This is a genomic window from Ignatzschineria sp. 22MB058224 (genome assembly GCF_058188435.1).
Genome location: NZ_CP187366.1, coordinates 66,662 through 89,170, shown reverse-complemented (window position 1 = coordinate 89,170; position 22,509 = coordinate 66,662). Strand labels below are relative to the sequence as shown.

Sequence of the window (22,509 nt, the reverse complement as noted above, 5' to 3'; positions counted from 1 at the left end):
CTTTTTAAATAGGCAGAAAAGTATTTATTGATTACAATTTAGCAATTCTATTCTGATAAAAAATGCTATGTCTTCGTTAAATCCACTTACATCCGAGCTTTTAGAGTCTATTTCGCAAGATACGACACTTTTAGCACCTGTTACTGCGAAACAAATTCGTTTTTTCCAAGAACGCCTACTCGAATGGTTTGAACGTGAAGGCCGCCATAATCTGCCATGGAAACCGCAAAAGCGGTTTTCCAAAAAAATAAATCTCTATCGCATCTGGATTTCTGAGATTATGTTACAGCAAACACAAGTAGCAACTGTCCTGCCATATTTTGAGCTGTTTATGAAGACATTTCCGTCCCCGGAAGATCTCGCTTCAGCTAATGAAGAAGCTGTATTAAAACTTTGGCAAGGATTAGGATATTATTCAAGGGCAAGAAATCTACATGCCGCGGCAAAGCAACTCGTAGAAAAATTCGATGGCATCATTCCACCTGATTTTGAGTCAATTCACTCCCTCAAAGGTATTGGGACAACCACGGCAAACGCAATTTTAGCACAAGGATTTAATCTTCCCTATGCAATATTAGATGGCAATGTTCGTCGGGTTTTAGCAAGAATTACGGGCATAACCGCTCCACGTAAAGAGCTCGACAAACGATTAAAACCAATCAGTGAGGTCTTTTTATGTCATCAAAACCCTGCGGATTATACCCAAGCAATAATGGATTTTGGTGCCACTTTATGTAAACTCAAAGCGGAATGTGATAGATGCTTTTTAAAAAATATCTGCACCAGTTTTCAGCTTCAAAAAGTAACGGATATTCCAGCTAAATCTCCCCAAAAAGCAAATCCTACAGAATCTGTGGCGTTCTTCATACTTAGAAATACTAAAAACGAGATTCTTTTAGAAAAACGCCCAGAAAAAGGGATATGGGGGAACCTCTACTCATTACCTGAGCTGCTTCTAAAAGGACGAAATACGCAACAAAAATCGAGTTCTCTACTGAAAAATCAGACGCTTGAAAGCCTTCAAAAACGAAAAGCTGTCACAAACTTCGAGCATCAATTTAGTCACTATCGGCTCAATGCATCAGTATTTGAAATTTCTGTGGAAGATTATCCTGAATTAATGATTCTCTTAAAGTTTGAACAAAAAGATCGCTATCGATGGGTACGTAAAGTAGACTTACAACAATACCCTGCGCCTAAACCCATTGCAGATCTTTTTGAAAAATATTTTATGTAAACCCATTCTTCAAATATGAAGGAAAATTTGTTTATTCATAAAAACAGATAGTTAACACTTTACAAGCGTACACGCTCTCTTTTTTGCATAACGCTTCTGTTGTATACTAACAAGCATTATTATCAAATCTTTCCCGTTAAACTCTTATCAAAGGTTGAGCGACTTATGAATCATTCCCTGTTGCACAAAATTATGCATCTGTTGCACCAGCTACGTTACTTCCTACTAGTAGTGACAATGATTTATCTTGCGCTCCTACACTCATTTGCTAAAGCATTAGAAAGTAGCAATGAGCGTCCATCTATCTCTCTTCTCTCAATCGCTCTTGAATCTTATCAAAGCACTATAACCTCCTCAAAAGAGAAAAAAAATAATCATATCCTCATTCTTCCCGAGCTTTTATTACAATCTACGCCGACCAATAAAGGCGGAGATGAAATAGTCGTTCAAATGCCTAAGATCTCCTTACAATCTGTGCCTTTTGAAGAACTTGAAGACGTCGATACAACGACAATGCCAGATGCGACTGATCTATTGCCAATGAACTTAGGCGTTGCTAGCCGGCTCTATATGATAAAAAAGCTATTAGATCACGAAAAAATCCCCAGTATTACTGCAATGAAGGGGCATGAACCAGAAATTATTGATATTGCCACTACAGAAAATATCCATGACACAATTTCAGATATTATTGCTCAAAAAAGCAAGTTATCTGAAAATGCTATTGATCATATTGACGAAATAACCGAAGTTTCAGACACTCTCGATAAACTAACGCTCAATAGCGAATCACCTATTATCAATCTCAGTCCTGCACTTAAAGCTTTACAAGAAAATAAACTGGGAAATTATTTAGTTTTTACGCTCTTTCCACATCGAAAAAATGAGATTATCGAAGAACCTGTCACTAAAGTGAGCAAAGATAATACTCATAATAATGAACTCTCGATTATGAAGCATGTCGATAAAATTGATGGTTCTTTAAGTTTTTCTGAAGATGACTATTACGGTGAAACCGGTAGTGCAGAAAGTTATTATGATAATCAGTACACAGACTATCTAGAAGAAGATGAGAGCGATGTTATCGCACAGACATACCCTTACCCTGAAGAGCCCGAGATAGATGTAAAAAATGATCCCATGCTTCCAGGTTTTACTGATGCAACCTTAGTTAACCAAGTAGAAATGCTTCTAACAACCGGCGATTACTATCTGCTGGCAGATGATCCTATTAAGGCACGTCAATACTATATTCAGTCCGTAAAATTAACCTCGACTGAAAAAAGTTCTCCTCTTCATGCAAAAGCTTTAGTGAAACTGGCAGATTTAGAAGATAACCCCTATTTAGCGCGCTTTCAATATACGAATGCGCTCGATATTTATGAAATCTATCCTGGATATGACCTTGAGATTGCTGATATTTTGGTAAAACTCGTATGGACATTTGATATGACCTACGAGCGTATTGTAATTTATGAGCTCTTAACACGCGCAAAAACTATTTTAGAGAACCATCCATATTCTCCTCAATACACGAATGTTCTTCGGAATTTAGCGGTATTCTATGAAACAGTAAATGACTTCGATCGTGCTGATGCTAATTATAAAGCGGCGCTAGCACTCGATTTGCAATATCTTACAACCGATGATATCCGCACGATTCTTGCACTTGAAAACTATGCGATTTTCTATCTCAAATTTAAAGAATATGAGAAAGCAAAAGAGATACTGCTCTTTAAATTAGACACTCATGAACACGCAACCTCTCCCGATTACTATAATTGGGGGCGAACACAATCAATGCTTGGGTGGACCTATCTCCAGCTCAAAGAATATGATGAATCACTACACTTTTATAACGCCGCATTAGGCAACATCAACTTCAGCATTACTAAAAATCGTTTCATGCCTCATTACTACTCTTTGCCAGCAGTATTTGATCTAATTTATTACTTTACATCAACTAATGAACATGAGCGGGCAGTGCCTTATTTTACTGTGGCATTAGCACTTTTACAGGGTGAAAATGAAGAAGATGTTTTAGATTATCTCCGTACAGCTAATCGCACTGATATCGATGCTGAACGAATAGTGACTTATCCTTGGGCTGCAGATGCGGAAATTAATGGGCTTATTGAGATCATGGATTATATCGAAAGAAGCAACCCTCAGCTTTAAGAAAGAATTCATCATACTAAAGAGGTTCAGCCTCTCTTTAAATATTTTTCATAGGGGAATTTTATGGCAATTTATGTAATGGGCGATATTCATGGCTGTTTTGATGAGTTTAAAAGCTTACTTAAAAAGGTACAATTTGACCATCAAGAAGATCAACTCTATCTTGTCGGCGATCTCATTAACCGTGGCCCTAAATCATTGGATGTCATTCAGTATTTAATGGAACACCAAACATCAATCTTCCCTGTCCTTGGAAATCATGATCTCTCCTATCTTGTGTATGCAGCTGAAAAAACCAAGCTTCGCCGTGGCGATACCTATAATTTACTAAAAGATAGCCCCCAATCCATTGATATCCAAGAGTATCTCCGCAAACAACCTTTAATGCGATATATTGATGAATTTGATATCGCTATTGCACATGCCGGTATCCCACCATTTTGGAGTATTGAGGAAGCTCTCTCACTAAATAATGAAATTCATGAAATCCTTGAACAATCTTCAAAGGAATCCTATTTAACGCTTATGGCACAAATGTTTGGGAATTATCCTAGTGCCTGGAGCGAATCTTTAGAAGACCTAGATCGTATTCGGGTAATTATTAACTACTTTACACGTATGCGGTATCTACACCTTGATCTCTCCATGGATTTTGAAAATAAACGCGAAGAATATGATCCTACGATTATGCTACCGTGGTTTAAGTTTGAACGTCCCCTTCATAAAAAGACAAAAATTTTATATGGGCATTGGGCAAGTCTAGGTATTCACGATGAAAATAATACACTCTGTTTAGATGCTGGTTGCGTTTGGGGCGGCAATCTTACGATGCTAAAACTAGATCATCAAGATCCAAGATTAATTTCTGTACCTTCAAGAAAAAATTAAGCAATTACATACCATGGAAGCGACTTTGCTCAAGTTTATTACGTGCTTTAATGCTTTTTTAAGGAATAAAAGGTAAAATGCCCCGTTATTCCATACAGTTTATAAAGAGGTTACGCAATGCAAGACATTCGGGGTTTATTGAGAAAAACGACCTTTAAAACAAGTGCTAATAGTTTAAGCCAACTCCCGGAAGATAGTTTTGCTGAAATTGCGTTTGCTGGTCGATCTAATGCGGGTAAATCGAGTGCATTAAATCTTATTACGGGACAAAAAGGTCTTGCTCGAACAAGTAAGACACCGGGCCGCACACAATTAATCAATTACTTTGAAATAAAAGAAGGCCTCTACCTTGTTGACCTACCAGGTTATGGCTATGCAAAAGTTCCCTTACCAATGCGTGAACACTGGCAGAAAATCCTCCAAGGCTATTTTGAAGAGCGTAAACAACTCGATGCACTTGTCATGCTCATGGATTCAAGACATCCACTCACAGATTTAGATAAGCAGATGCTCCATTGGTGCGAATTTCAGGAACTTCCAACACATATATTATTAACAAAAGCAGATAAGCTCAGTAAAAGTGAAGCCAATAATGCACTTTTTAAAGTTCGCAAAGCGATAGAAGGCGAGTTTACAAATCCGATTACCGTGCAACTTTTCTCTTCTACAAAACCTGAAATTGGTCTAAAAGAAGCATTACATTATTTAGGAGAATGGGTAAATCACCATGAATCGTAAAGAACCACGAGTCATTGTTGCAGATATGGGGGCAACCTACTCCCGGCTTGCATTTATTGATGAATACCAAGCAGTACGGAATGTAAAAACCTATACATCCCATAACTTTGATTCACCAAGAGAAGTTATTTTGGCCTATCTCGCAGATTTGGGTGAAGAGGAAGCTGATCACATTCTTATTGCTGTTGCGGCACCCATTACAGGTGATCAACTCAATCTTAAAAACATCCACTGGAATTTTAGTCAGCAAGATATCGCCAAAACATTTAATGGTAAAGTCACTTTTATTAATGACTTTGAAGCGCTCTCCTCCTCTTTGCAATATCTTTCTAATAATGATCTTAGAACAATTGGCACTTCCTCTGCCGCGACTATTCCTTCTGGGCTGCAAACACGTGTAGTGATCGGCACAGGTACAGGATTTGGCACAGCGCTGAACATTCAATCAGAATTGGGGAATTTTTCTATTCCTTCTGAAGGTGGGCAAGCCCTCTATGCACCGCAGGATTTAGAAGAAGTTGAACTAATAAAGATCGCACAAAAGCAACTCAATCGACCCGTTATTAATGAAGATTTTCTTGCTTGTAAAGAAGGAATCACACGTTTAATTGAATTACTTGCAGATATTCATCACAAAGAAATCACCTTTGAAAAAACTCCTAAAGGGCTTTTAACGGCTGCAATCAATCATAAAGAACCATTTGCTATCGAGGTACTTAACCGCTACTGCATGATGCTCGGTAATACTGCAGGAAATATTGCCACAACAACCGGCGCTAACGCAGGCGTTTATATTGGCGGTGGTTTTGCGCCTCGCTTTGCAGATTTCATTCAATATTCATCTTTTCGCGACTGTTTTATAAATAAAATCTCCGTTAAAGAACTCTTAGAAGCGATTCCCACATTTATCATCACGCATCCTTATGCAACATTAATTGGCCTTCAACAGCTACTACCTCGGTATCTATAAAAGGAGCGAATTATGCTATCCCACATTCAAAATAATTATCATAATCTTCGTAAATCTGAGGCCAAAGTTGCGGACTGGGTACTGAATCACCCCAATGAAGCCGTTGACCTTTCAATTAGTGCTCTTGCCGAAAAAGCAGGAGTTTCTGAACCGACTATTATGCGATTTTGTCATGCGCTTAATTACGAAGGATTTCATACCTTTAAGCAGCTTCTTGCAAAGAGTTTACAATCTGGTGTCCCGTTTGTTCATGGCAGTATCTCTCCTCATGATTCAACCTCAAGCATTATTACAAAACTGATCGACCAATCGAGCGCGGCTTTACTTAACATGAAGAACTACCTCAAGGAGGATGATCTTGATAAAGCGATAGGGCTTCTTGAACATGCAAATCAAGTAATGTGTATTGGACATGGTGTTTCAGGCGTTGTAGCAAATGATATACAGCAAAAATTACTTCGAGTTGGAATCCCGGTATCTGCATATACGGATCATCATGTTCATAGCTTAGCTGCAAGTCTTTTAACCTCTAGAGATGTGATGATTGCAGTATCCCATACAGGGAAAAGTCAAGATGTTATTGACTCTGCGGACTTAGCACTCTCAAATGGCGCCGCGGTCATTGCGCTTGCACCCAAAAACTCCCCGCTAAGTTTTCATGCGACAGTTATTTTAGAATCAGGCACTAAAGAAGATACATCTGAATATATGCCAATGATTTCACGCCTTGCCGATTTAGCGATTGTAGATATCCTGCTCGTAACATTAGCACTTAAAAAAGGTCCTGAATTCCGTATTGCGATGGAAAATTCCCTTAAGATTATCGATTCTAAACGTATCAAAGAGTAATACTGGTTAATAGGGACATTTATGGATATTGAGCATTCTTCAGAACAACACCTTCGTCAAAAATATGCCATTTTACTAGAATATGACGGCCGTGATTTTAAAGGCTGGCAAAAACAATTAAACCCGCCTGTCCGCTCAATTGAAGGCGTCTTTGAACGCGCAATCAGCTTTATCGCCAATGAACCCGTCAAAATTGTTTGTGCAGGACGAACGGATGCTGGCGTCCATGCGTTAAACCAAGTTATTCATTTCGAAACAAGTGTTACGCGTTCAAAGCGTTCATGGCTTTTAGGTATTAATTCAAATCTCCCCGATGATTGTGCTATTAAAGATATTGTACTGGTGAAAGAGGATTTTCATGCCCGTTTCAGCGCTATTAGTCGTACATACCGCTATAAAATTTTCAATCATCCTTTTCGAAGTCCTCTTCAGCGCTTTTATACACATTGGTGTTACCATGAACTCAATATTGAGAAGATGGAAGCCGCTAGCCAATTTTTAATTGGAGAGCATGACTTTTCAGCTTTCCGCTCAACAGATTGCCAATCAAACACCCCGTTTCGCAATATGCACCACATTCGTTTTCAACAAAATGGTTCTATAATCGAAGTGGAAATTAAAGCGAACGCCTTTTTGCATAATATGGTTCGTAACATTATTGGGACGCTTTTAGAAGTAGGCTTAGGAAAGGAGGAACCTTACTATGTAAAAGAGGTTCTAGAAAGTCGCGACCGAACTAAAGGGGGCATTACTGCACCTCCACAGGGGCTATTCCTTTACAATGTTGAATACCCCAAAGAGCTTGCGCCGCAATTTTCCAAATATAACAAACAATTTATCGTTAAATAATCATACTAAAAAATGAATTTCAAACGATTGATACGTTACTATATTAGGCTGAACAATTAAGAATACTATTTTGCAATAGCATTTCTCTATTTTGATATAAAGGAATCATTCAATGAAACAGAAGACCGTTTTAACAGGAATTAGTACTACAGGAACCCCACACTTAGGAAATTATGCCGGCGCCATTCGCCCTGCAATTGAGCTTAGTAAAAGTCATGATCGTACATTCTTCTTCCTTGCGGATCTTCACTCATTAATTAAATGTCAAGATCCCGAGCTTGTCAATCAATCGCGTCTTGAAATCGCAGCGACATGGCTAGCATTAGGTCTTGATACAGACAAAGCCGTTTTTTATCGTCAATCCGATATCGAAGAGATTCCTCAAATTACATGGCTTTTAAATTGTGTAACGGCAAAAGGAACTATGAATCGTGCCCACGCATATAAGGCGGCTATTGATGATAATATTGCCGCTGAAAATGATCCCGATAAAGGGATCACAATGGGACTATTCTCTTACCCTGTTTTAATGGCAGCAGATATTTTAACCTTTAATGCCGATCTTGTACCTGTTGGAAGCGATCAGCGTCAACATGTAGAAATTGCCCGTGAAATCGCACAGCGCTTTAATCATATCTATAAAAAAGATTTTTTTGTGATGCCGCAAGAGGTGATCGATGACGAGACAGCTATCTTACCAGGGCTTGATGGTCGTAAAATGAGTAAATCTTATAACAATACAATTCCTCTTTTCTTACCTGAAAAGCAATTACAAAAATCAATTAACCGTATTGTGACGAACTCACTAGAACCTGGGGAACCAAAAGATCCAGACAATTCCCACCTCTTTGAGATTTATCGTGCATTCGCTTCAAATGAGGAAGTTTCTGCTTATCGCCAAGCATTTATTGATGGAATTGGCTGGGGTGAAGCAAAAAAAATGCTCTTCAATCTTATTAATGAGGAGTTAAAAGACGCTCGTGAAAAATATTATGAGCTAATGACTAGCCCTGAAAAAATCGAAGAGATTTTACAAGAAGGTGCCACTAAGGCTCGTATCCCAGCCCGAGAAATGCTCGAGAAACTTAAAGATGCTGTTGGTTTACGTAACTTTGTCTAATTGATAATTCGATATTTTAAAAATCAAGAATATATTTCTTGTATTCTTGATTTTTCTTTTACTTTCAGAAAAATATCGTAGAATTAAACATCCCATTTTAGGCTAAATCCAACTCATGAGCGAACAACACGATAATACTGCGATCTTTAAAGGCGAGCAACTTGAACTTCCGCTTGATCTCTTTATTCCGCCAGATGCTTTTGAGATTTGGCTAGATCAGTTCGAAGGACCGCTTGATCTCCTTCTTCATATTATCCGAAAAAATAACTTCGATATTCTCGATATCCCAATTAAAGAGATAACCGAACAATATATGGCCTACATTAAACATTTGGAGGCAGAACGATTTGAGCTTGCTTCAGAATATTTAGTTATGGCGGCTTGGCTTGCGGAAATTAAATCACGTATTTTATTACCAATGCCCGAATCAGATAATGACGAAGATGAAGATTTCGACCCTCGCCAAGAGTTAATTCGGCGATTACAAATCTATGCACAATATAAAGAGGTTGCGATTCTTCTCAACAAAGAAGCGATTCTTTATCGAGATACTTTTCCAATATCGCCTGCAACGCCTGATATTAAAATTTCGCCTCCTCCTCCGGCCGTAGAATTATCACAGTTGGTAAATGCCATTCAAAAAATCCTTGCGCGGGCAGATTTACGACAGAAACATCAGGTTGAGTCAGAAAAAATTTCTATCACGATGCGGATGAATCAAATTATAGAGTGTCTTTCCCGGAGTGAGGCAACAACTTTCTCTAACTTATTCAATCCAGAGGAAGGCCGTTACGGTGTTACCATCTCCTTTCTTTCATTACTTGAGCTTGCGCGAAACCAAAAAATTATTCTTGAACAAAAAGCCGCCTACGAAGAGATTTATATTACTCTATCTGCCTAATATTTTTGATTTACCGTTTTTCGTTTTTAAAACCTAAAATTATAGCTCCTTGATTATTTTCAATCCCGTTAAGGAGGGAGCTATGATACTACTATTAAGAGGTTTATTGAGCTTTACAGTTTTAGCAATCATGACGATAACATCAATCGTTTTTGCAGAGCCTATCAATATTAATACAGCAGATGTACCAACTATTATTGAAAATCTCAAAGATATTGGTCCGGTAAAAGCTCAGGCAATTGTCGATTACCGTAATGAACATGGCGATTTTAAGAATGCACAAGATCTTTTAGCGGTAAAAGGTATCGGAGAGAAAACCATTGAAAAAAATATTGAGGTTCTTCTTTTTACCGATAAGCCGACTAATGAACAATAAAGTTTGTGATAATTGGTAGATCTTATTAACAAAATGTATAGGGAGCAAGGCGTTACAATTATTGAGTTATTAGTCATGATGACCATTATGAGCTTGCTCTCTTTTTTTGCCACATCAAGCTATCAAACTATAAAAGAAAATATTTTAGCGCAAGAATTGATCTTTACGCTATCCAATGACCTACAATTTGCTAAAAATCTTGCTTCTATCACTAATCACTCAATTTCAATCTGTGGTTCAACAGACGGTAAACGATGTAACGATTATCAAGATGAAAAATGGCAAGGTTGGTTACTCTTTTTTGATCATAATAAAACATTTACCCCTACATTAGATCGCATCATCCGTTTTAGCTCCCCGAAAAAATTCGCGCCATTTTATATTCTCTCAAGCACCAATATCGGTGGGGGGATTAATATTGCTCCCCATAGACAATATGCCTATGGTATGGGGCGTTCACTCCCCAATGGTCGTCTTACAATATGCCATCAGCATAGAAAAAACGACAATCAAAAAACCACACAATGGGTTATTAATGTTTATGGATTCTTTCGCACCGAAATAAAAAAAGGGGGCTGCCGTTAAGCTACTCCCCTAATCAGATATTAATATCTACAATCATGATCTTCCAATCACTTTTACATAATTGGAACTTACATTTCTACGATGCACGCTTTATCTTACGCAACTTAAAAGGAGCATAGATTAAAATAGCAATGAGCAATAATCCAAGGTAGCCAATAAGTGGATAAAAATAAGCAATCAGATCAGTAAAACCCACAAAACTTGCGATAAATCCAACGATTCCAGTAATAATTGCAAAGATATAAGAACGTTTTGTCTGCATTACAGTAAAACGCGCCACAAACGCATAATACATTGCAACACCAGTATTATAAATCATTCCAAAAAGAACAACCGCCATACAGATTCCTAATATTGGGGAAATATCTTGAATAATACGCAAAAGCGGCAATTGAAATGTACCAACAACATCCACTTTTAAAAAAATAGCTAAATGCGCAATCAAAATTAATACTCCAACACCTAAGCCACCAATTAAACCTCCCCAAGTTGCAATCTTCACATTCTTCTCACTCCCCCCCATCACTAAAGCCATTCCAGCGCCCACAGCAATATTAAAAGAGACATAATTAATAGCAGAGATAAACCAATTAGGTAGTGACGTTTCAATGCTTGTTGCAATCGGCTCTAATTCGGCAAAGCTTTTTTGATAGGTGAACAGGCTATAAATACAGATCACGGCTAGTGCTAAAATTAGAAAAGGAGTAATACTACCGATAAGGCTAATCACTCGCTGAATCGGCATCAATACAGTAGAGATAATCAAAACAGTCATCACCAAACTACCAATAAATGGGGGCAAGCCTAAAATCTGCTGACCTAAACTTCCTGCACCAGCTACCATTACAACGCCAACACCAAATAGCGTTAAAACTAAGATCATATCAATGATTAAACCTAGAAAACGTCCACTTAGCTTATAAATTGCTTCGCTATGAGAATGAACCTGCATCATACTTCCAACACGCGTTAACATCATTCCTAAATAGGCAAAAAGTAGCGTCGCAACAAGCGCCCCGATCGTTCCCATATAACCAAAACTAGTAAAGTACTGCAATATCTCCTGCCCTGAAGCAAAACCTGCGCCAACAATGATTCCAACAAAGGCGCTTGCAATTCGCAAAATATGAAACATATAAAATCCTCCTTGTTTTTATTATTTTGTAATAGTGCCTATATCAATAACACACATTTCAACTGACATGCTACATAAAAGTGAAAATCTTATAAATTCAGGGTGATACTGCTGAAAATTATTGATTTAATTCCTGTTTTTCTATCTGAAAGTTTTTTCTGAAGGGATAAAAAAAGCCAGCACCCAAGTACCGGCTTCCACACGATCCATCGAATAGCACTATTAAGCTAATGCTATGCTGATTTCTCTTTTCCTTTATAGAAATCACTATTGACATACCAGTGATACAGTCTACGTAAAGCCACCATCAAGACAGCGCATACCGGAAGTGCCAATAAAATACCGACAAATCCAAAGAGGCTTCCTCCAACCATCAATGCAAAAACAACTGCAATAGGGTGCATTCCGAGCTTATCACCAATAAGATTAGGTGTTAATACGAAACTCTCCATTAATTGTCCGATACCAAAGACAACACCCACGAGTGCTAAATGTGTAAATGTACCATATTGGAACCAAGCAACAACTAATCCCATAATCACACCTGAGGTTGCACCAATATATGGAATAAAGCTAATTAAACCGGCAATTAATCCAATTACTAAACTATATTCAACCCCAATAAGACTCAGACCAATACCATAAATGCATGCTAGACAAAACATCACCGTCAATTGCCCTCGTAAAAAGCTGCTGAGCATAAAGTTTGCTTCATGTAAAAAGTCCTTAGTTTGCGGAAAGATTGAACGAGGAATCAATGTCTCCATCTGATCAGTGATCGATACCCAATCACGCATTAAATAGAAGGTTATCATAGGAATTAAGACTAAACTCGCGAAGAAACCGATAACACCCAATATTAAACTGCTAATAGAAGGTGCGATACGCGAGGTAATTTCACCCAAAATATTTAATGATTTTGATATTGCTCGACTCGCCTGCTCTTTACTAATTTCAAGACTTTCCAACGAGAGATAATGCTTTAATCTTGGAAAGATATTATCTTGTACCCAAAAATAGTAGGTGGGGATTTTATCTAAAAATACCAATATCTGATTAATCAGTTGTGGAATTACCACCAAAAGTAGTAGGGCTAGAATTATTACTAATCCAACAAAGACGATACTAACGGCCCAAACTCGTGAAATATTTTTAGATTCAATTTTTTCAATTAATGGATTTCCAAGATAAGCCAACCCAAATGAGACTAAAAAAGGAATTAGTACTGATGCTAAACGGTGAATAAGGTAGATCGTTAAAATTACCCCTATCCAGAAAAAGATTAAACGATTTACTCGACTAAAAAGCATATAAACTCCTAAAAAAGTGGACGATCCTATTCCAATCTTTAATACAGCTAAATAAGTGATTCGACATTCATTAAAATATATTGAATGCTATTTTACGCAAATTATTGACAGACACCTATTTTTTTCCCCATTACTCACTATCGCAACACAAAGTTTATCATTGCGAAATAATAGTGAATCTCCTATGATGATTGCCTTAAAAGCATTCATAATTTCTTAAATAGATAAATTTTTCAATACAGCTATGAATTTAATCGAAAAGATCGATCAATTACTACCCCAGACTCAATGTCGTCAATGCGAGTATGAAGGCTGTTTGGCCTATGCGGCTGCGATCGTCAATGAAAATGCACCAATTAATCGATGCCCGCCCGGTGGAAAACGGGTGATAAGTTCCTTAGCTGAATTACTCAATCAACCAATCATTCCACTGAACGAATCGTTAGGATGTCATAAACCTCCACAAGTTGTTCGTATAGAAGAGGCGTTCTGTATTGGGTGCATGAAATGTATTTTAGCCTGTCCTGTTGATGCAATTGTAGGTACTCGCCGATTAATGCATACAGTAATCCGCGAAGAGTGTACAGGTTGTGAGCTCTGCATTCCACCCTGCCCTCTTAACTGCATTGTTATCGAACCCCTTGCTCATTCTTTAACTGATACAACCCACGGATTAAGCCAATGGGAAAAAGAGCGAGCCGAAAAATCGCGCCAACGCTTTAATGCAAAAAAAGAGCGTGAACGATTACGAACAAATGTTACCGATACTCAGCCACCACTTGAAAAAGAACTCGCGGCACCTGCTTCTAAAGAGAGCATGCTTGATTTAATTCAGATGGCCAAGAAAAAATATCAATAAAGAGATCGATTATGAGTCAGAAAAAAGAATATAAGCGTTTGATGAACAAAGAAGAGATTACGCAGTTCTTTACCATCTTACGTCGTGAAAATCCTGAGCCAAAGACAGAATTAGTTTATAGCTCTACCTTTGAATTATTAGTGGCGGTTCTTCTCTCAGCTCAAGCAACAGATGTTGGCGTCAATAAAGCCACGGTACACCTCTTCAAAGCAGCCAACACCCCACAAACCATGTATGAACTTGGTGAAGAAGGTATCAAAGAGTATATTAAAACGATTGGGCTCTTTAACTCAAAAGCGGCAAATCTTTATAAAACCTGTGAAATTTTAAGTACAAAATATAACGGCGTTGTACCAGATGATCGTCAATCACTCGAAGCGCTACCGGGAGTTGGGCGTAAAACCGCAAATGTCATTTTAAATACCGCATTCCGTCAACCAACAATGGCCGTTGATACGCATATTTTTAGGCTTTCTAATCGGACAGGATTAGCCCCAGGGAAAAATGTACTTGAAGTAGAAGATAAGTTGCTCAAGCGAATTCCCAAAGAATTTCTACTTGATGCTCATCATTGGTTAATTCTCCATGGACGTTACACCTGTACAGCACGAAAACCTCGTTGTGGTTCATGTGTTGTCTACGATCAATGCCAATTTTTAAATAAAGTCGATGAGTAAAGATAAATACAACATTCTCATACAACGCGTTGTTACAAAAAAATAATCGAACACATTATAAAAAACCTTCATAACACGCTGCAATGAAGGTTTCTATTTAGATGTTTCGTCATAATTAATAATAACTAATTCACTAAAGAATCAATTAACACTTTGACCGGTACAACCTTGCAAAAGGGCGCATTAATACTCGCCCAAATAGGTTGGTATTGATCGACTTGGTCACCTAACTCAAGTTCATCAATCGTTGCTGCATGCACGAGGAATAATTGTTCGGGAAAAGGCAATGTTTTGCCCCTTACTTTGCGTAATTCTTGCGTGCCTTGATTGCTAATACAACGCCCCATAATGCCTGTCCAATGCTGAGTAAAGACGCTGTCGTACTCATTACTTTTAAGTAACTGTTCAACTTCTGTTTCACTCAGACCACTCTCCGGCGTCATCATGAATGCAGTACCAATACCAATAGCATCCGCTCCTTGAATAATTGCCGCAGCAAACAACGATTTATTGAAAATACCACCTGATACAATAAATGGTTTCTCTAATACTTCATTTGCCTGAGTAATCAATGAGGCGGCACTTAACCCATATTGCATTGCATCTCCAATAAATGTTTGGCGCATTCCTCCAGATTCGATACCTTGTAAAAAATGCGCATCTAGACCACGCTCTTCCCATAAAAGTGCTTCAACCATATGGGTTGAATGCCCAATGATTTTAATACCCGCTTCTTTGAGAAGATCAAGATCAGCAGCCTCAGGAATACCAAAAGAAAAGCTCACAACAGGTATCGATTCTTCAAGAACAATATCAATCAGTGATTCCAGTGATGAAAGTTCCCACGCATCAGTATTTAAGGCTTCTATATCTAGCGCCTCTGTACTGGCAAATCCTTTCATGCGCGATAGAGCATCTTCGTAATGTGAGGATTCTAAGGTATTTTTAGTTGTGACCATTAAATTAACACCAAAGGGCTTATCCGTTAAAGCCCGTACCGCTGCGATTTCATGCTGCAATGCTTCTGGAGTTAAGAAACCACCAGCAATCATTCCTAAGCCACCATTATTAGAAATTTCTGCAACTAATTCCGTTGATCCTCCATGATACAGTGGAACTTGAACAATAGGATACTCTATGGAGAGCAATTGTGTTAAACGTGCGGGCTTCTTCACTGTCATTTTGGCTCCAATTTAAATAATTCATTACAATTCTCTGTCGTTATCTTAGCAAGATCTGATAGATCAAGCGATTTTTGTTCTGCGATGAACTGGGCAATCTCAAAAAGATCTACTGGATAATGTAATTCATTTTGCTGCCGATAGGCTCCCCGCTGAAAGGGTCCATCTGTTTCTAAAAGCAGACGCTCTACTGGAACTTCTGCCAATAGTTTTTGTAGGTTTTTGGCTCGAGGATACGTTACAGCACCACCAAAGCCGATATAAAATCCAAGATCAAGCGCTTGTTTCAGTTGCTGTATGCTGCCATTAAATGCGTGTAAAACACCACAAATATTTGGGCGCTTTCGAAGTTCTCGAAGAACATTATCTACTGCTTTGTAAGAATGAATAATAAGCGGCAATGACTGTTCCTGAGCAATATCGAGTTGCCTGATAAAAATCTCTTCCTGCAAAAGAGGTAACTCATAGGAAAAATCTAAACCACACTCCCCAATCGCAATGGGCTGATATTGATCAATTGCCATCCTTAACTGTTCCTCCCAATTTGGAGAGATGGATTCTAAAAACCATGGATGAATGCCAAAAGCAATATCAACGCCCTCAAATTGTTCCTTTAAAGCAAGTTGTAGAGGGATATCACTCAACGTTATTCCCGGCACAATCCACTTTTGAATCCCATGTACACGTGCATCTGCTAAGAGCGATCCGATGTCTGAATAGAGCTCAGAGGTTAAATGAATATGAGAATCAACAAATATGGATTGCATGATATTGGCACTACTTTTGATGAGATCTCAATAATTAATGAACTTTAGGTCTATCTTTCAAATGGAAATAGATCATTAAAGCTCCTACCCGTACAAATTCTACTAACTCTTCAAGTGCAAGACGATCGGTTTCGCTATCTAACCCTTCAATGACTTCTTGCGAATCTAAATTCGAAAATTCAATCACATAACGAATAAAATCCCGTCCATCTTCATCAAGTGCCTCATAAAGCTCACTTGAAAGACCAAAACCATAACTAAAACCATGACACCAACTGACAAAACCATCGATACGCGCTTGAAGATACTCTTCATCCGGTAAAAGCAATCGGAGATTAAACTCGGTAGAATCCATCTCTTCTACCGTTTTTTCATAGAGAATTTTCAAAATCTCTTCATTGAGCGGTGTTTTATCAAAACGAATATTATCAAGCTCCAATAACCAATCCTTAAAGTGATCAAAAGAAGTACCGCATAAAAGCGCAACTAATAACCCTTGTGCTTCTGCTAAATTTAATCCATCAAATTGAGCTTGTAATAACTCATAAGTCACTGTTTGAGGAACTTGTTGCTCATTTGCCATGTTTTATACTCACTTTCTATATATGACTAACAATAACCCTACATTATAGCGGTTTATCCGCCATGACACTACAAAGAAAACTCCCTATAAATCTATTACATAACTTACAAGCAACAAAAAAGCTTTAGTACAATATGCACTAAAGCCTTTTAAAATTTTTCTAAGTAATTCGGTAAACGATACTACTTATTGTTTACAGATTCACGTAGGCCTTTACCTGCTTTAAATGCTGGTACACGTGATGCTTTAATTTGAATAGTTTTCTTAGGATTACGTGGGTCACGACCAACGCGTGCAGCACGATCACGTACTGTGAATGTACCGAAACCAATTAAAGTCACGCTATCACCTTTTGCAAGCGCTTCAGTAATAGTTTCCATCACTGCTTCAACTGCTTTCGCAGAAGCTACTTTCGTCATGTCCGTTTTTTCTGCTACTGCAGCAATTAATTCAGTTTTATTCATAAAATTTTTCCTACTATTTAAAAAAACATGTAATTGGCACCATGAATGTGCTTAATGTCTGAACAAATTAACAAACTTCGTTAATTCTGTATAGTTTTATACGTCTCGAATCGACCTAAGTCAAGTATTTCAATGCGTTTTCGCTCTTTTTTTGATCTCTTCACCATCCTGATTCGTCAATGTAAAACTATTAAAACGCTCCCAATCTTCAGCTCTTGTAAGTGATTGAGTTAAGGAATAATCAACTATTTCATCGAAAGTTTTCACCGGGATAATTTCGAGTGCTTTTAGAACATTCTTTGGCACATCTTCTAAATCTTTCACATTTTCTTCCGGAATTAAAACCGTACGAATTCCTGCTCTTTCCGCCGCAATTAACTTTTCTTTTAATCCACCGATGATTAAAACATGTCCACGGAGGGTAATTTCTCCCGTCATTGCAATATCAGATCGAATAGGCACGCCTAAGAGGGCGGATAATATCGCCAAAGTCATTGCTGCGCCTGCACTTGGGCCATCTTTAGGTACCGCTCCTTCTGGTGCATGCACATGGATATCCCATTTTTTATAAAAATCTTCAGGTAAACCATAATAATTACTACGCGCCCGAATAACAGTTAAGGCTGTACGGATCGACTCTTTCATCACATCGCCAAGGCTTCCGGTCGCAATGAGCTCCCCTTTACCCGGCACTAACTGTACTTCAATCCCTAAGAGATCGCCGCCAACTTGTGTCCAAGCAAGTCCATTCACATAGCCTATCTCATGCTGATCTTCTTTAATGCCATGACGATATTTAATCGCCCCCAAATAGTGCGGTATTCGTTTTGCATTAAGAACCTCACCTTTGCGACCTTTATCTTTTTCAAGAAGGCGCTCTTTAATAAACTTCCGGAAGATTGTATTAATCTCACGTGTTAAATTCCGAACACCCGCTTCTTTTGTGTAATGATTGATAAGGAACATCAAGCCTTCATCGGTAAAACGGATTTCCTCTTTTGAGAGACCATTTTCCTTATAACATTCCGGTAATAGATGATTTTTGGCGATCTCAAGCTTTTCTTGCTCTGTATAGCTCGATAATTCGATAATATCCATACGATCACGCAATGGGCCGGGAATATTGTAACTATTTGCTGTCGCGATAAACATCACTTCCGATAGATCGATATCAACATCCAAATAATGGTCATTAAAAGTACTATTTTGCTCTGGATCAAGCACTTCTAAAAGTGCATCTGCAGGATCGCCTTTATAGCTGCTGCCTGTTTTATCGAGCTCATCAAGCAGAATTAGCGGATTCTTTGTTTTTGCCTTTGCAAGAAGCTGCACTAATTTCCCAGGCATTGCGCCAATGTACGTTCGGCGATGCCCCCGAATTTCTGATTCATCATTCACACCACCAAGACTCATCCGTACAAACTCTCGCCCTGTCGCTTCTGCAATAGAACGCGCAAGCGATGTTTTACCAACACCCGGAGGACCAATAAAGCAGAGAATATCGCCTTTTTTCGATTTAGTATGACTAATCACTGCTAAATGCTCAAGTATATGATCTTTCACCTTTTCAAGCCCGGAATGATCTTTATCTAAAATACGTTTTGCACTTGCTAAACCATAGCGAAGACGTGAACGTTCATTCCATGGCATTTTGAGCAACCAATCAATATAAGTACGCGCAACAGTACCTTCTGCCGACATTGTCGGCATGGATTTAAGACGTTTAATCTCAGTTAACGCTTTTTCTTCCGCTTCTGTGGGCATTTTAGCTGCTTTGATTCGTTCTTCTAACTCATCAAATTCCGAAAGTCCTGAGTCATTCAGTTCATCAAGCTCTTTATGAATCGCTTTAATCTGTTCATTGAGGTAATACTCGCGCTGATTTTTGCTAATTTGTGTCTGTACTAAACCATGAATTCGGCGCTGAAGATCAATAATACTAAGCTCAACTGTCAAATTATTAATTAACGCATCCGCAGCACCGCGAAGCGTATCTTCCGTCATGATCGATTGTTTCTTCTCAACGCTCATCGGAATTTCGCTAGAAAGCTTCATCACCAACGGAGTAAGCTCTTTATCTTCTAATAATGTTTCCGGCGTTAATTGTTTAATTTGAGCATTTTCTAATAATTTTTTAACGAGTTTTTCAAACGTTGTATAGTAAACTTCTTTTTCTGCAACGGTTAAATCATCTTCAAATGGTGCAAGTGTATATTTCCCCATGACAAAATCATAAACATAACCCTCACCGTTTTCATACACGAGCTCTTTTGTTTCATGTAGTTTAACGCGCTCAATCACCTCAACGGTAATTTGATAAGACCCGCCCTTTGATAATTTACTTGAAACAATACGTGCCACAACTCCTACATCATAAATAGTATCGAGCGTAATCGCCTCTTCATCGGGATCTTTTAAACTCATTAAAAGTACACGGTTATCAACTTCTACCGCCATTTCTAAGGCGCCAATCGACAGTGGTCTTCCGACAAGTAGCGGCGTTTTCGTCCCTGGGAATACGACTAAATCTCGCAGTGCGAGGATTGGTAATTCCGCATATTGATCGTGTTTTTGAGACATCCGTTTTTATCTCCAATATATCGTTGTTTTACTGAGCATTCATGCTAACAATGTATGATCTTAACACCTAACCGTCATTGTTAGAAGTTATGCTATATTAGCTTTTTAAACTTTTAAATTTTGTAAACTGAGTTGTAATATGGTGACAGATCCAATTAAATTCAAGCTTTCTACACATTATTCTCCAGCGGGAGATCAGCCTAAAGCGATCGAAGCACTCACCGAAGGGCTCAATGATGGATTAGCGTATCAAACACTTCTAGGCGTTACTGGTTCTGGAAAAACATTTACGATGGCAAATGTCATCCAAGATACCCAAAGACCCGCGATGATTCTTGCCCCCAACAAAACGCTCGCGGCGCAGCTTTATGGAGAAATGAAAGAGTTCTTCCCTAATAACGCGGTGGAATACTTTGTCTCCTATTATGATTATTATCAGCCAGAAGCATATGTACCCGCTTCAGATACCTTTATCGAAAAGGATGCTTCTGTGAATGATCATATCGAACAGATGCGACTTTCAGCGACTAAAGCGATTTTAGAACGTCCCGATACAATTATTGTCGCAACAGTTTCAGCAATCTACGGTCTTGGAGATAAAGATCACTATATGAGCATGATTCTGCATGTCACTAAAGGCGAGCGAATCGATCAACGAGATATTATCAAGCGTCTTGTTGAGCTCCAATACACCCGCAATGATGTTGTACTTGAACGCGGAAATTTCCGCGTCCGTGGTGAAGTGATTGATATCTTCCCTGCGGAGAGTGAACGTGATGCAGTACGTATTGAACTTTTTGATGATGAGATTGAAAAGCTCTCTTTCTTTGACCCACTCACCGGCCATATCTCACGAACAGTTCCAAGATTAACTGTCTATCCATCAAGCCATTATGTAACACCGAAAGAACGCCTTCTAACAGCAGTTGAAGAAATCAAAATTGAGTTGAGAGATCGTCTTGAAGAGTTACGGGCACAAAATAAATTGGTGGAAGCACAGCGCATTGAACAACGTACAAAATTTGACATTGAAATGATGATCGAGCTTGGTTACTGCCAAGGGATCGAAAACTATTCTCGTTATCTCTCTGGACGCAATCCCGGAGAACCACCACCAACGCTCTTTGATTATCTCCCACCAAATGCCATTCTATTCATTGATGAATCACACGTTGCAGTGCCTCAAGTGGGCGCAATGTATAAAGGTGACCGTTCGCGAAAAGAGACGCTGGTAAATTATGGTTTTCGTTTGCCGTCCGCACTTGATAACCGCCCGCTTCGCTTTGAAGAATTTGAAGCACTTATGCCGCAGACTATCTTTGTTTCAGCAACGCCGAGCACCTATGAAGCGGAACATTCTGAGCAGATCGTAGAACAAGTTGTCCGTCCAACGGGTTTACTTGATCCAGTTGTTGAAGTGCGTCCTGCTGATACTCAAGTCGATGACGTTTTTAGTGAGATAACAAAGCGTGTTGCAAAAAATGAGCGTGTTTTAATTACCACATTAACCAAACGGATGTCGGAAGATTTGACCGACTTCTTAAGCGAACATGGAGTAAAAGTCCGTTACCTCCATTCAGATATCGATACTGTTGAACGTGTTGAAATTATCCGAGATCTCCGTCTAGGTGTTTTTGACGTATTAGTAGGAATTAACCTTTTACGAGAAGGTCTTGATATTCCTGAAGTTTCACTTGTCGCTATTTTGGATGCAGATAAAGAGGGTTTCTTGCGCTCAGAACGTTCACTTATTCAAACCATTGGTCGTGCTGCCCGAAATGTCGACGGGAAAGCCATTCTCTATGCAAATAAAATTACCAAAGCAATGCGTTATGCTATTGATGAAACAGAACGTCGCCGCGCATTACAGGAAGAGTACAACCAATTGCATGGCATCACGCCACAAACCATCAAAAAACAGATCCAAGACATTATGTATGATGCTCGCGATACAACACCCGATAGTGAATATATTAAAGAATATCGTGGGAAATTAGTTATTAATGATGAAGCGATTAGTAATGAGCAGCAATTTAAAAATAATCCCAAATTACTCACCAAACATCTGCAAAAGCTAGAAAAAGAGATGCTTGATCATGCACAAAATCTCGAGTTTGAAGCCGCTGCACGATTGCGTGATGAGATTGAATCTTTAAAGAAAGAGTTTTTACTAAATGGATAAATTTAATCATCCGATAACTCTCGATATCCATCATCTGTAATAACATACTAATTCTTAAACAATATATTTATCGTCTTACG

21 protein-coding genes are annotated in these 22,509 nt (G+C 38.6%); 14 read left to right on the top strand and 7 right to left on the bottom strand.

Annotation, left to right across the window (positions count from 1 at the left end; all coding sequences use genetic code 11):
• Positions 1 to 67 precede the first annotated feature (67 nt).
• From mutY to ACPF7B_RS00270, 11 genes are all read left to right on the top strand, one after another.
• Positions 68 to 1,237: an A/G-specific adenine glycosylase gene (mutY, locus tag ACPF7B_RS00320; protein WP_490505651.1), complete on the top strand. Its 1,170-nt coding sequence runs from the start codon at positions 68 to 70 to the stop codon at positions 1,235 to 1,237.
• Positions 1,238 to 1,402: 165 nt separating this feature from the next.
• Positions 1,403 to 3,415: a tetratricopeptide repeat protein gene (locus ACPF7B_RS00315; protein ID WP_490505650.1), complete on the top strand. Its 2,013-nt coding sequence runs from the start codon at positions 1,403 to 1,405 to the stop codon at positions 3,413 to 3,415.
• A gap of 63 nt (positions 3,416 to 3,478) precedes the next feature.
• Positions 3,479 to 4,303: a symmetrical bis(5'-nucleosyl)-tetraphosphatase gene (locus ACPF7B_RS00310; protein ID WP_490505649.1), complete on the top strand. Its 825-nt coding sequence runs from the start codon at positions 3,479 to 3,481 to the stop codon at positions 4,301 to 4,303.
• Positions 4,304 to 4,420: 117 nt separating this feature from the next.
• On the top strand, positions 4,421 to 5,041 hold the full coding sequence (yihA, locus tag ACPF7B_RS00305) for a ribosome biogenesis GTP-binding protein YihA/YsxC (RefSeq protein ID WP_490505648.1): 621 nt from the start codon (positions 4,421 to 4,423) through the stop codon (positions 5,039 to 5,041).
• Positions 5,031 to 6,011: a glucokinase gene (locus tag ACPF7B_RS00300; RefSeq protein ID WP_490505647.1), complete on the top strand. Its 981-nt coding sequence runs from the start codon at positions 5,031 to 5,033 to the stop codon at positions 6,009 to 6,011. Before yihA ends, ACPF7B_RS00300 begins: the two co-directional genes overlap by 11 nt.
• A 12-nt stretch (positions 6,012 to 6,023) precedes the next feature.
• Entirely contained in the window at positions 6,024 to 6,860 is an 837-nt protein-coding gene (locus ACPF7B_RS00295) for a MurR/RpiR family transcriptional regulator (RefSeq protein ID WP_490505646.1), read from the top strand.
• A gap of 21 nt (positions 6,861 to 6,881) precedes the next feature.
• Positions 6,882 to 7,709, top strand: coding sequence for a tRNA pseudouridine(38-40) synthase TruA (truA, locus tag ACPF7B_RS00290; RefSeq protein WP_490505645.1), 828 nt, complete (start codon positions 6,882 to 6,884; stop codon positions 7,707 to 7,709).
• 112 nt (positions 7,710 to 7,821) lie between these two features.
• Positions 7,822 to 8,829, top strand: coding sequence for a tryptophan--tRNA ligase (gene trpS / locus ACPF7B_RS00285; protein WP_490505644.1), 1,008 nt, complete (start codon positions 7,822 to 7,824; stop codon positions 8,827 to 8,829).
• Positions 8,830 to 8,944: 115 nt separating this feature from the next.
• The gene (locus ACPF7B_RS00280; RefSeq protein ID WP_490505643.1) at positions 8,945 to 9,730 is read left to right on the top strand and encodes a segregation and condensation protein A; all 786 of its coding nucleotides are present in this window, start codon (positions 8,945 to 8,947) and stop codon (positions 9,728 to 9,730) included.
• Positions 9,731 to 9,812: 82 nt separating this feature from the next.
• The gene (locus ACPF7B_RS00275) at positions 9,813 to 10,106 is read left to right on the top strand and encodes a ComEA family DNA-binding protein (RefSeq protein ID WP_490505642.1); all 294 of its coding nucleotides are present in this window, start codon (positions 9,813 to 9,815) and stop codon (positions 10,104 to 10,106) included.
• A 33-nt stretch (positions 10,107 to 10,139) separates the two neighbouring features.
• A complete protein-coding gene (locus ACPF7B_RS00270; RefSeq protein WP_490505641.1) occupies positions 10,140 to 10,691 on the top strand; it encodes a GspH/FimT family pseudopilin in 552 nt (183 codons plus the stop codon).
• 76 nt (positions 10,692 to 10,767) lie between these two features.
• Here ACPF7B_RS00270 and ACPF7B_RS00265 read toward each other — a convergent pair whose 3' ends face one another.
• A complete protein-coding gene (locus ACPF7B_RS00265; RefSeq protein ID WP_490505640.1) occupies positions 10,768 to 11,826 on the bottom strand; it encodes a YkvI family membrane protein in 1,059 nt (352 codons plus the stop codon).
• Between the two features lie 233 nt (positions 11,827 to 12,059).
• Positions 12,060 to 13,136, bottom strand: a complete 1,077-nt coding sequence (locus tag ACPF7B_RS00260) for an AI-2E family transporter (RefSeq protein ID WP_490505639.1) — start codon at positions 13,134 to 13,136, stop codon at positions 12,060 to 12,062.
• 244 nt (positions 13,137 to 13,380) lie between these two features.
• On the opposite strand from ACPF7B_RS00260, the gene ACPF7B_RS00255 reads away from it, so the two are divergent.
• Together ACPF7B_RS00255 and nth are read left to right on the top strand one after the other, a co-directional pair.
• Complete coding sequence (locus tag ACPF7B_RS00255; RefSeq protein ID WP_490505638.1) at positions 13,381 to 13,995, top strand: RnfABCDGE type electron transport complex subunit B; 615 nt, start codon at positions 13,381 to 13,383, stop codon at positions 13,993 to 13,995.
• Positions 13,996 to 14,036: 41 nt separating this feature from the next.
• Positions 14,037 to 14,672: an endonuclease III gene (nth, locus tag ACPF7B_RS00250; RefSeq protein ID WP_490506472.1), complete on the top strand. Its 636-nt coding sequence runs from the start codon at positions 14,037 to 14,039 to the stop codon at positions 14,670 to 14,672.
• 125 nt (positions 14,673 to 14,797) lie between these two features.
• On the opposite strand, the gene ACPF7B_RS00245 is transcribed toward nth, so the two are convergent.
• The 5 genes from ACPF7B_RS00245 to lon all read right to left on the bottom strand — a co-directional run bounded on the left by ACPF7B_RS00245 (position 14,798) and on the right by lon (position 20,247).
• Entirely contained in the window at positions 14,798 to 15,853 is a 1,056-nt protein-coding gene (locus tag ACPF7B_RS00245; protein ID WP_490505637.1) for an NAD(P)H-dependent flavin oxidoreductase, read from the bottom strand.
• Entirely contained in the window at positions 15,850 to 16,620 is a 771-nt protein-coding gene (locus ACPF7B_RS00240; RefSeq protein ID WP_490505636.1) for a TatD family hydrolase, read from the bottom strand. Before ACPF7B_RS00240 ends, ACPF7B_RS00245 begins: the two co-directional genes overlap by 4 nt.
• A 34-nt stretch (positions 16,621 to 16,654) precedes the next feature.
• On the bottom strand, positions 16,655 to 17,203 hold the full coding sequence (locus ACPF7B_RS00235; RefSeq protein WP_490505635.1) for a UPF0149 family protein: 549 nt from the start codon (positions 17,201 to 17,203) through the stop codon (positions 16,655 to 16,657).
• Positions 17,204 to 17,385: 182 nt separating this feature from the next.
• Positions 17,386 to 17,667 carry an HU family DNA-binding protein gene (locus tag ACPF7B_RS00230; RefSeq protein ID WP_490505634.1) on the bottom strand — a complete coding sequence of 94 codons (282 nt, stop codon included), beginning with the start codon at positions 17,665 to 17,667 and terminating at the stop codon, positions 17,386 to 17,388.
• 129 nt (positions 17,668 to 17,796) lie between these two features.
• Complete coding sequence (gene lon, locus ACPF7B_RS00225) at positions 17,797 to 20,247, bottom strand: endopeptidase La (RefSeq protein WP_490505633.1); 2,451 nt, start codon at positions 20,245 to 20,247, stop codon at positions 17,797 to 17,799.
• A 139-nt stretch (positions 20,248 to 20,386) separates the two neighbouring features.
• On the opposite strand from lon, the gene uvrB reads away from it, so the two are divergent.
• Positions 20,387 to 22,429, top strand: a complete 2,043-nt coding sequence (uvrB, locus tag ACPF7B_RS00220; RefSeq protein WP_490505632.1) for an excinuclease ABC subunit UvrB — start codon at positions 20,387 to 20,389, stop codon at positions 22,427 to 22,429.
• The last annotated feature ends 80 nt before the right edge of the window (positions 22,430 to 22,509 follow it).

Excerpts from the sequence above, each read along its gene's own strand:
- mutY (WP_490505651.1), top strand. The coding sequence starts at position 68 with ATGTCTTCGTTAAATCCACTTACATCCGAGCTTTTAGAGTCTATTTCG.
- ACPF7B_RS00315 (WP_490505650.1), top strand. The coding sequence starts at position 1,403 with ATGAATCATTCCCTGTTGCACAAAATTATGCATCTGTTGCACCAGCTA.
- ACPF7B_RS00310 (WP_490505649.1), top strand. The coding sequence starts at position 3,479 with ATGGCAATTTATGTAATGGGCGATATTCATGGCTGTTTTGATGAGTTT.
- yihA (WP_490505648.1), top strand. The coding sequence starts at position 4,421 with ATGCAAGACATTCGGGGTTTATTGAGAAAAACGACCTTTAAAACAAGT.
- ACPF7B_RS00300 (WP_490505647.1), top strand. The coding sequence starts at position 5,031 with ATGAATCGTAAAGAACCACGAGTCATTGTTGCAGATATGGGGGCAACC.
- ACPF7B_RS00295 (WP_490505646.1), top strand. The coding sequence starts at position 6,024 with ATGCTATCCCACATTCAAAATAATTATCATAATCTTCGTAAATCTGAG.
- truA (WP_490505645.1), top strand. The coding sequence starts at position 6,882 with ATGGATATTGAGCATTCTTCAGAACAACACCTTCGTCAAAAATATGCC.
- trpS (WP_490505644.1), top strand. The coding sequence starts at position 7,822 with ATGAAACAGAAGACCGTTTTAACAGGAATTAGTACTACAGGAACCCCA.
- ACPF7B_RS00280 (WP_490505643.1), top strand. The coding sequence starts at position 8,945 with ATGAGCGAACAACACGATAATACTGCGATCTTTAAAGGCGAGCAACTT.
- ACPF7B_RS00275 (WP_490505642.1), top strand. The coding sequence starts at position 9,813 with ATGATACTACTATTAAGAGGTTTATTGAGCTTTACAGTTTTAGCAATC.
- ACPF7B_RS00270 (WP_490505641.1), top strand. The coding sequence starts at position 10,140 with ATGTATAGGGAGCAAGGCGTTACAATTATTGAGTTATTAGTCATGATG.
- ACPF7B_RS00265 (WP_490505640.1), bottom strand. The coding sequence starts at position 11,826 with ATGTTTCATATTTTGCGAATTGCAAGCGCCTTTGTTGGAATCATTGTT.
- ACPF7B_RS00260 (WP_490505639.1), bottom strand. The coding sequence starts at position 13,136 with ATGCTTTTTAGTCGAGTAAATCGTTTAATCTTTTTCTGGATAGGGGTA.
- ACPF7B_RS00255 (WP_490505638.1), top strand. The coding sequence starts at position 13,381 with ATGAATTTAATCGAAAAGATCGATCAATTACTACCCCAGACTCAATGT.
- nth (WP_490506472.1), top strand. The coding sequence starts at position 14,037 with ATGAACAAAGAAGAGATTACGCAGTTCTTTACCATCTTACGTCGTGAA.
- ACPF7B_RS00245 (WP_490505637.1), bottom strand. The coding sequence starts at position 15,853 with ATGACAGTGAAGAAGCCCGCACGTTTAACACAATTGCTCTCCATAGAG.
- ACPF7B_RS00240 (WP_490505636.1), bottom strand. The coding sequence starts at position 16,620 with ATGCAATCCATATTTGTTGATTCTCATATTCATTTAACCTCTGAGCTC.
- ACPF7B_RS00235 (WP_490505635.1), bottom strand. The coding sequence starts at position 17,203 with ATGGCAAATGAGCAACAAGTTCCTCAAACAGTGACTTATGAGTTATTA.
- ACPF7B_RS00230 (WP_490505634.1), bottom strand. The coding sequence starts at position 17,667 with ATGAATAAAACTGAATTAATTGCTGCAGTAGCAGAAAAAACGGACATG.
- lon (WP_490505633.1), bottom strand. The coding sequence starts at position 20,247 with ATGTCTCAAAAACACGATCAATATGCGGAATTACCAATCCTCGCACTG.
- uvrB (WP_490505632.1), top strand. The coding sequence starts at position 20,387 with ATGGTGACAGATCCAATTAAATTCAAGCTTTCTACACATTATTCTCCA.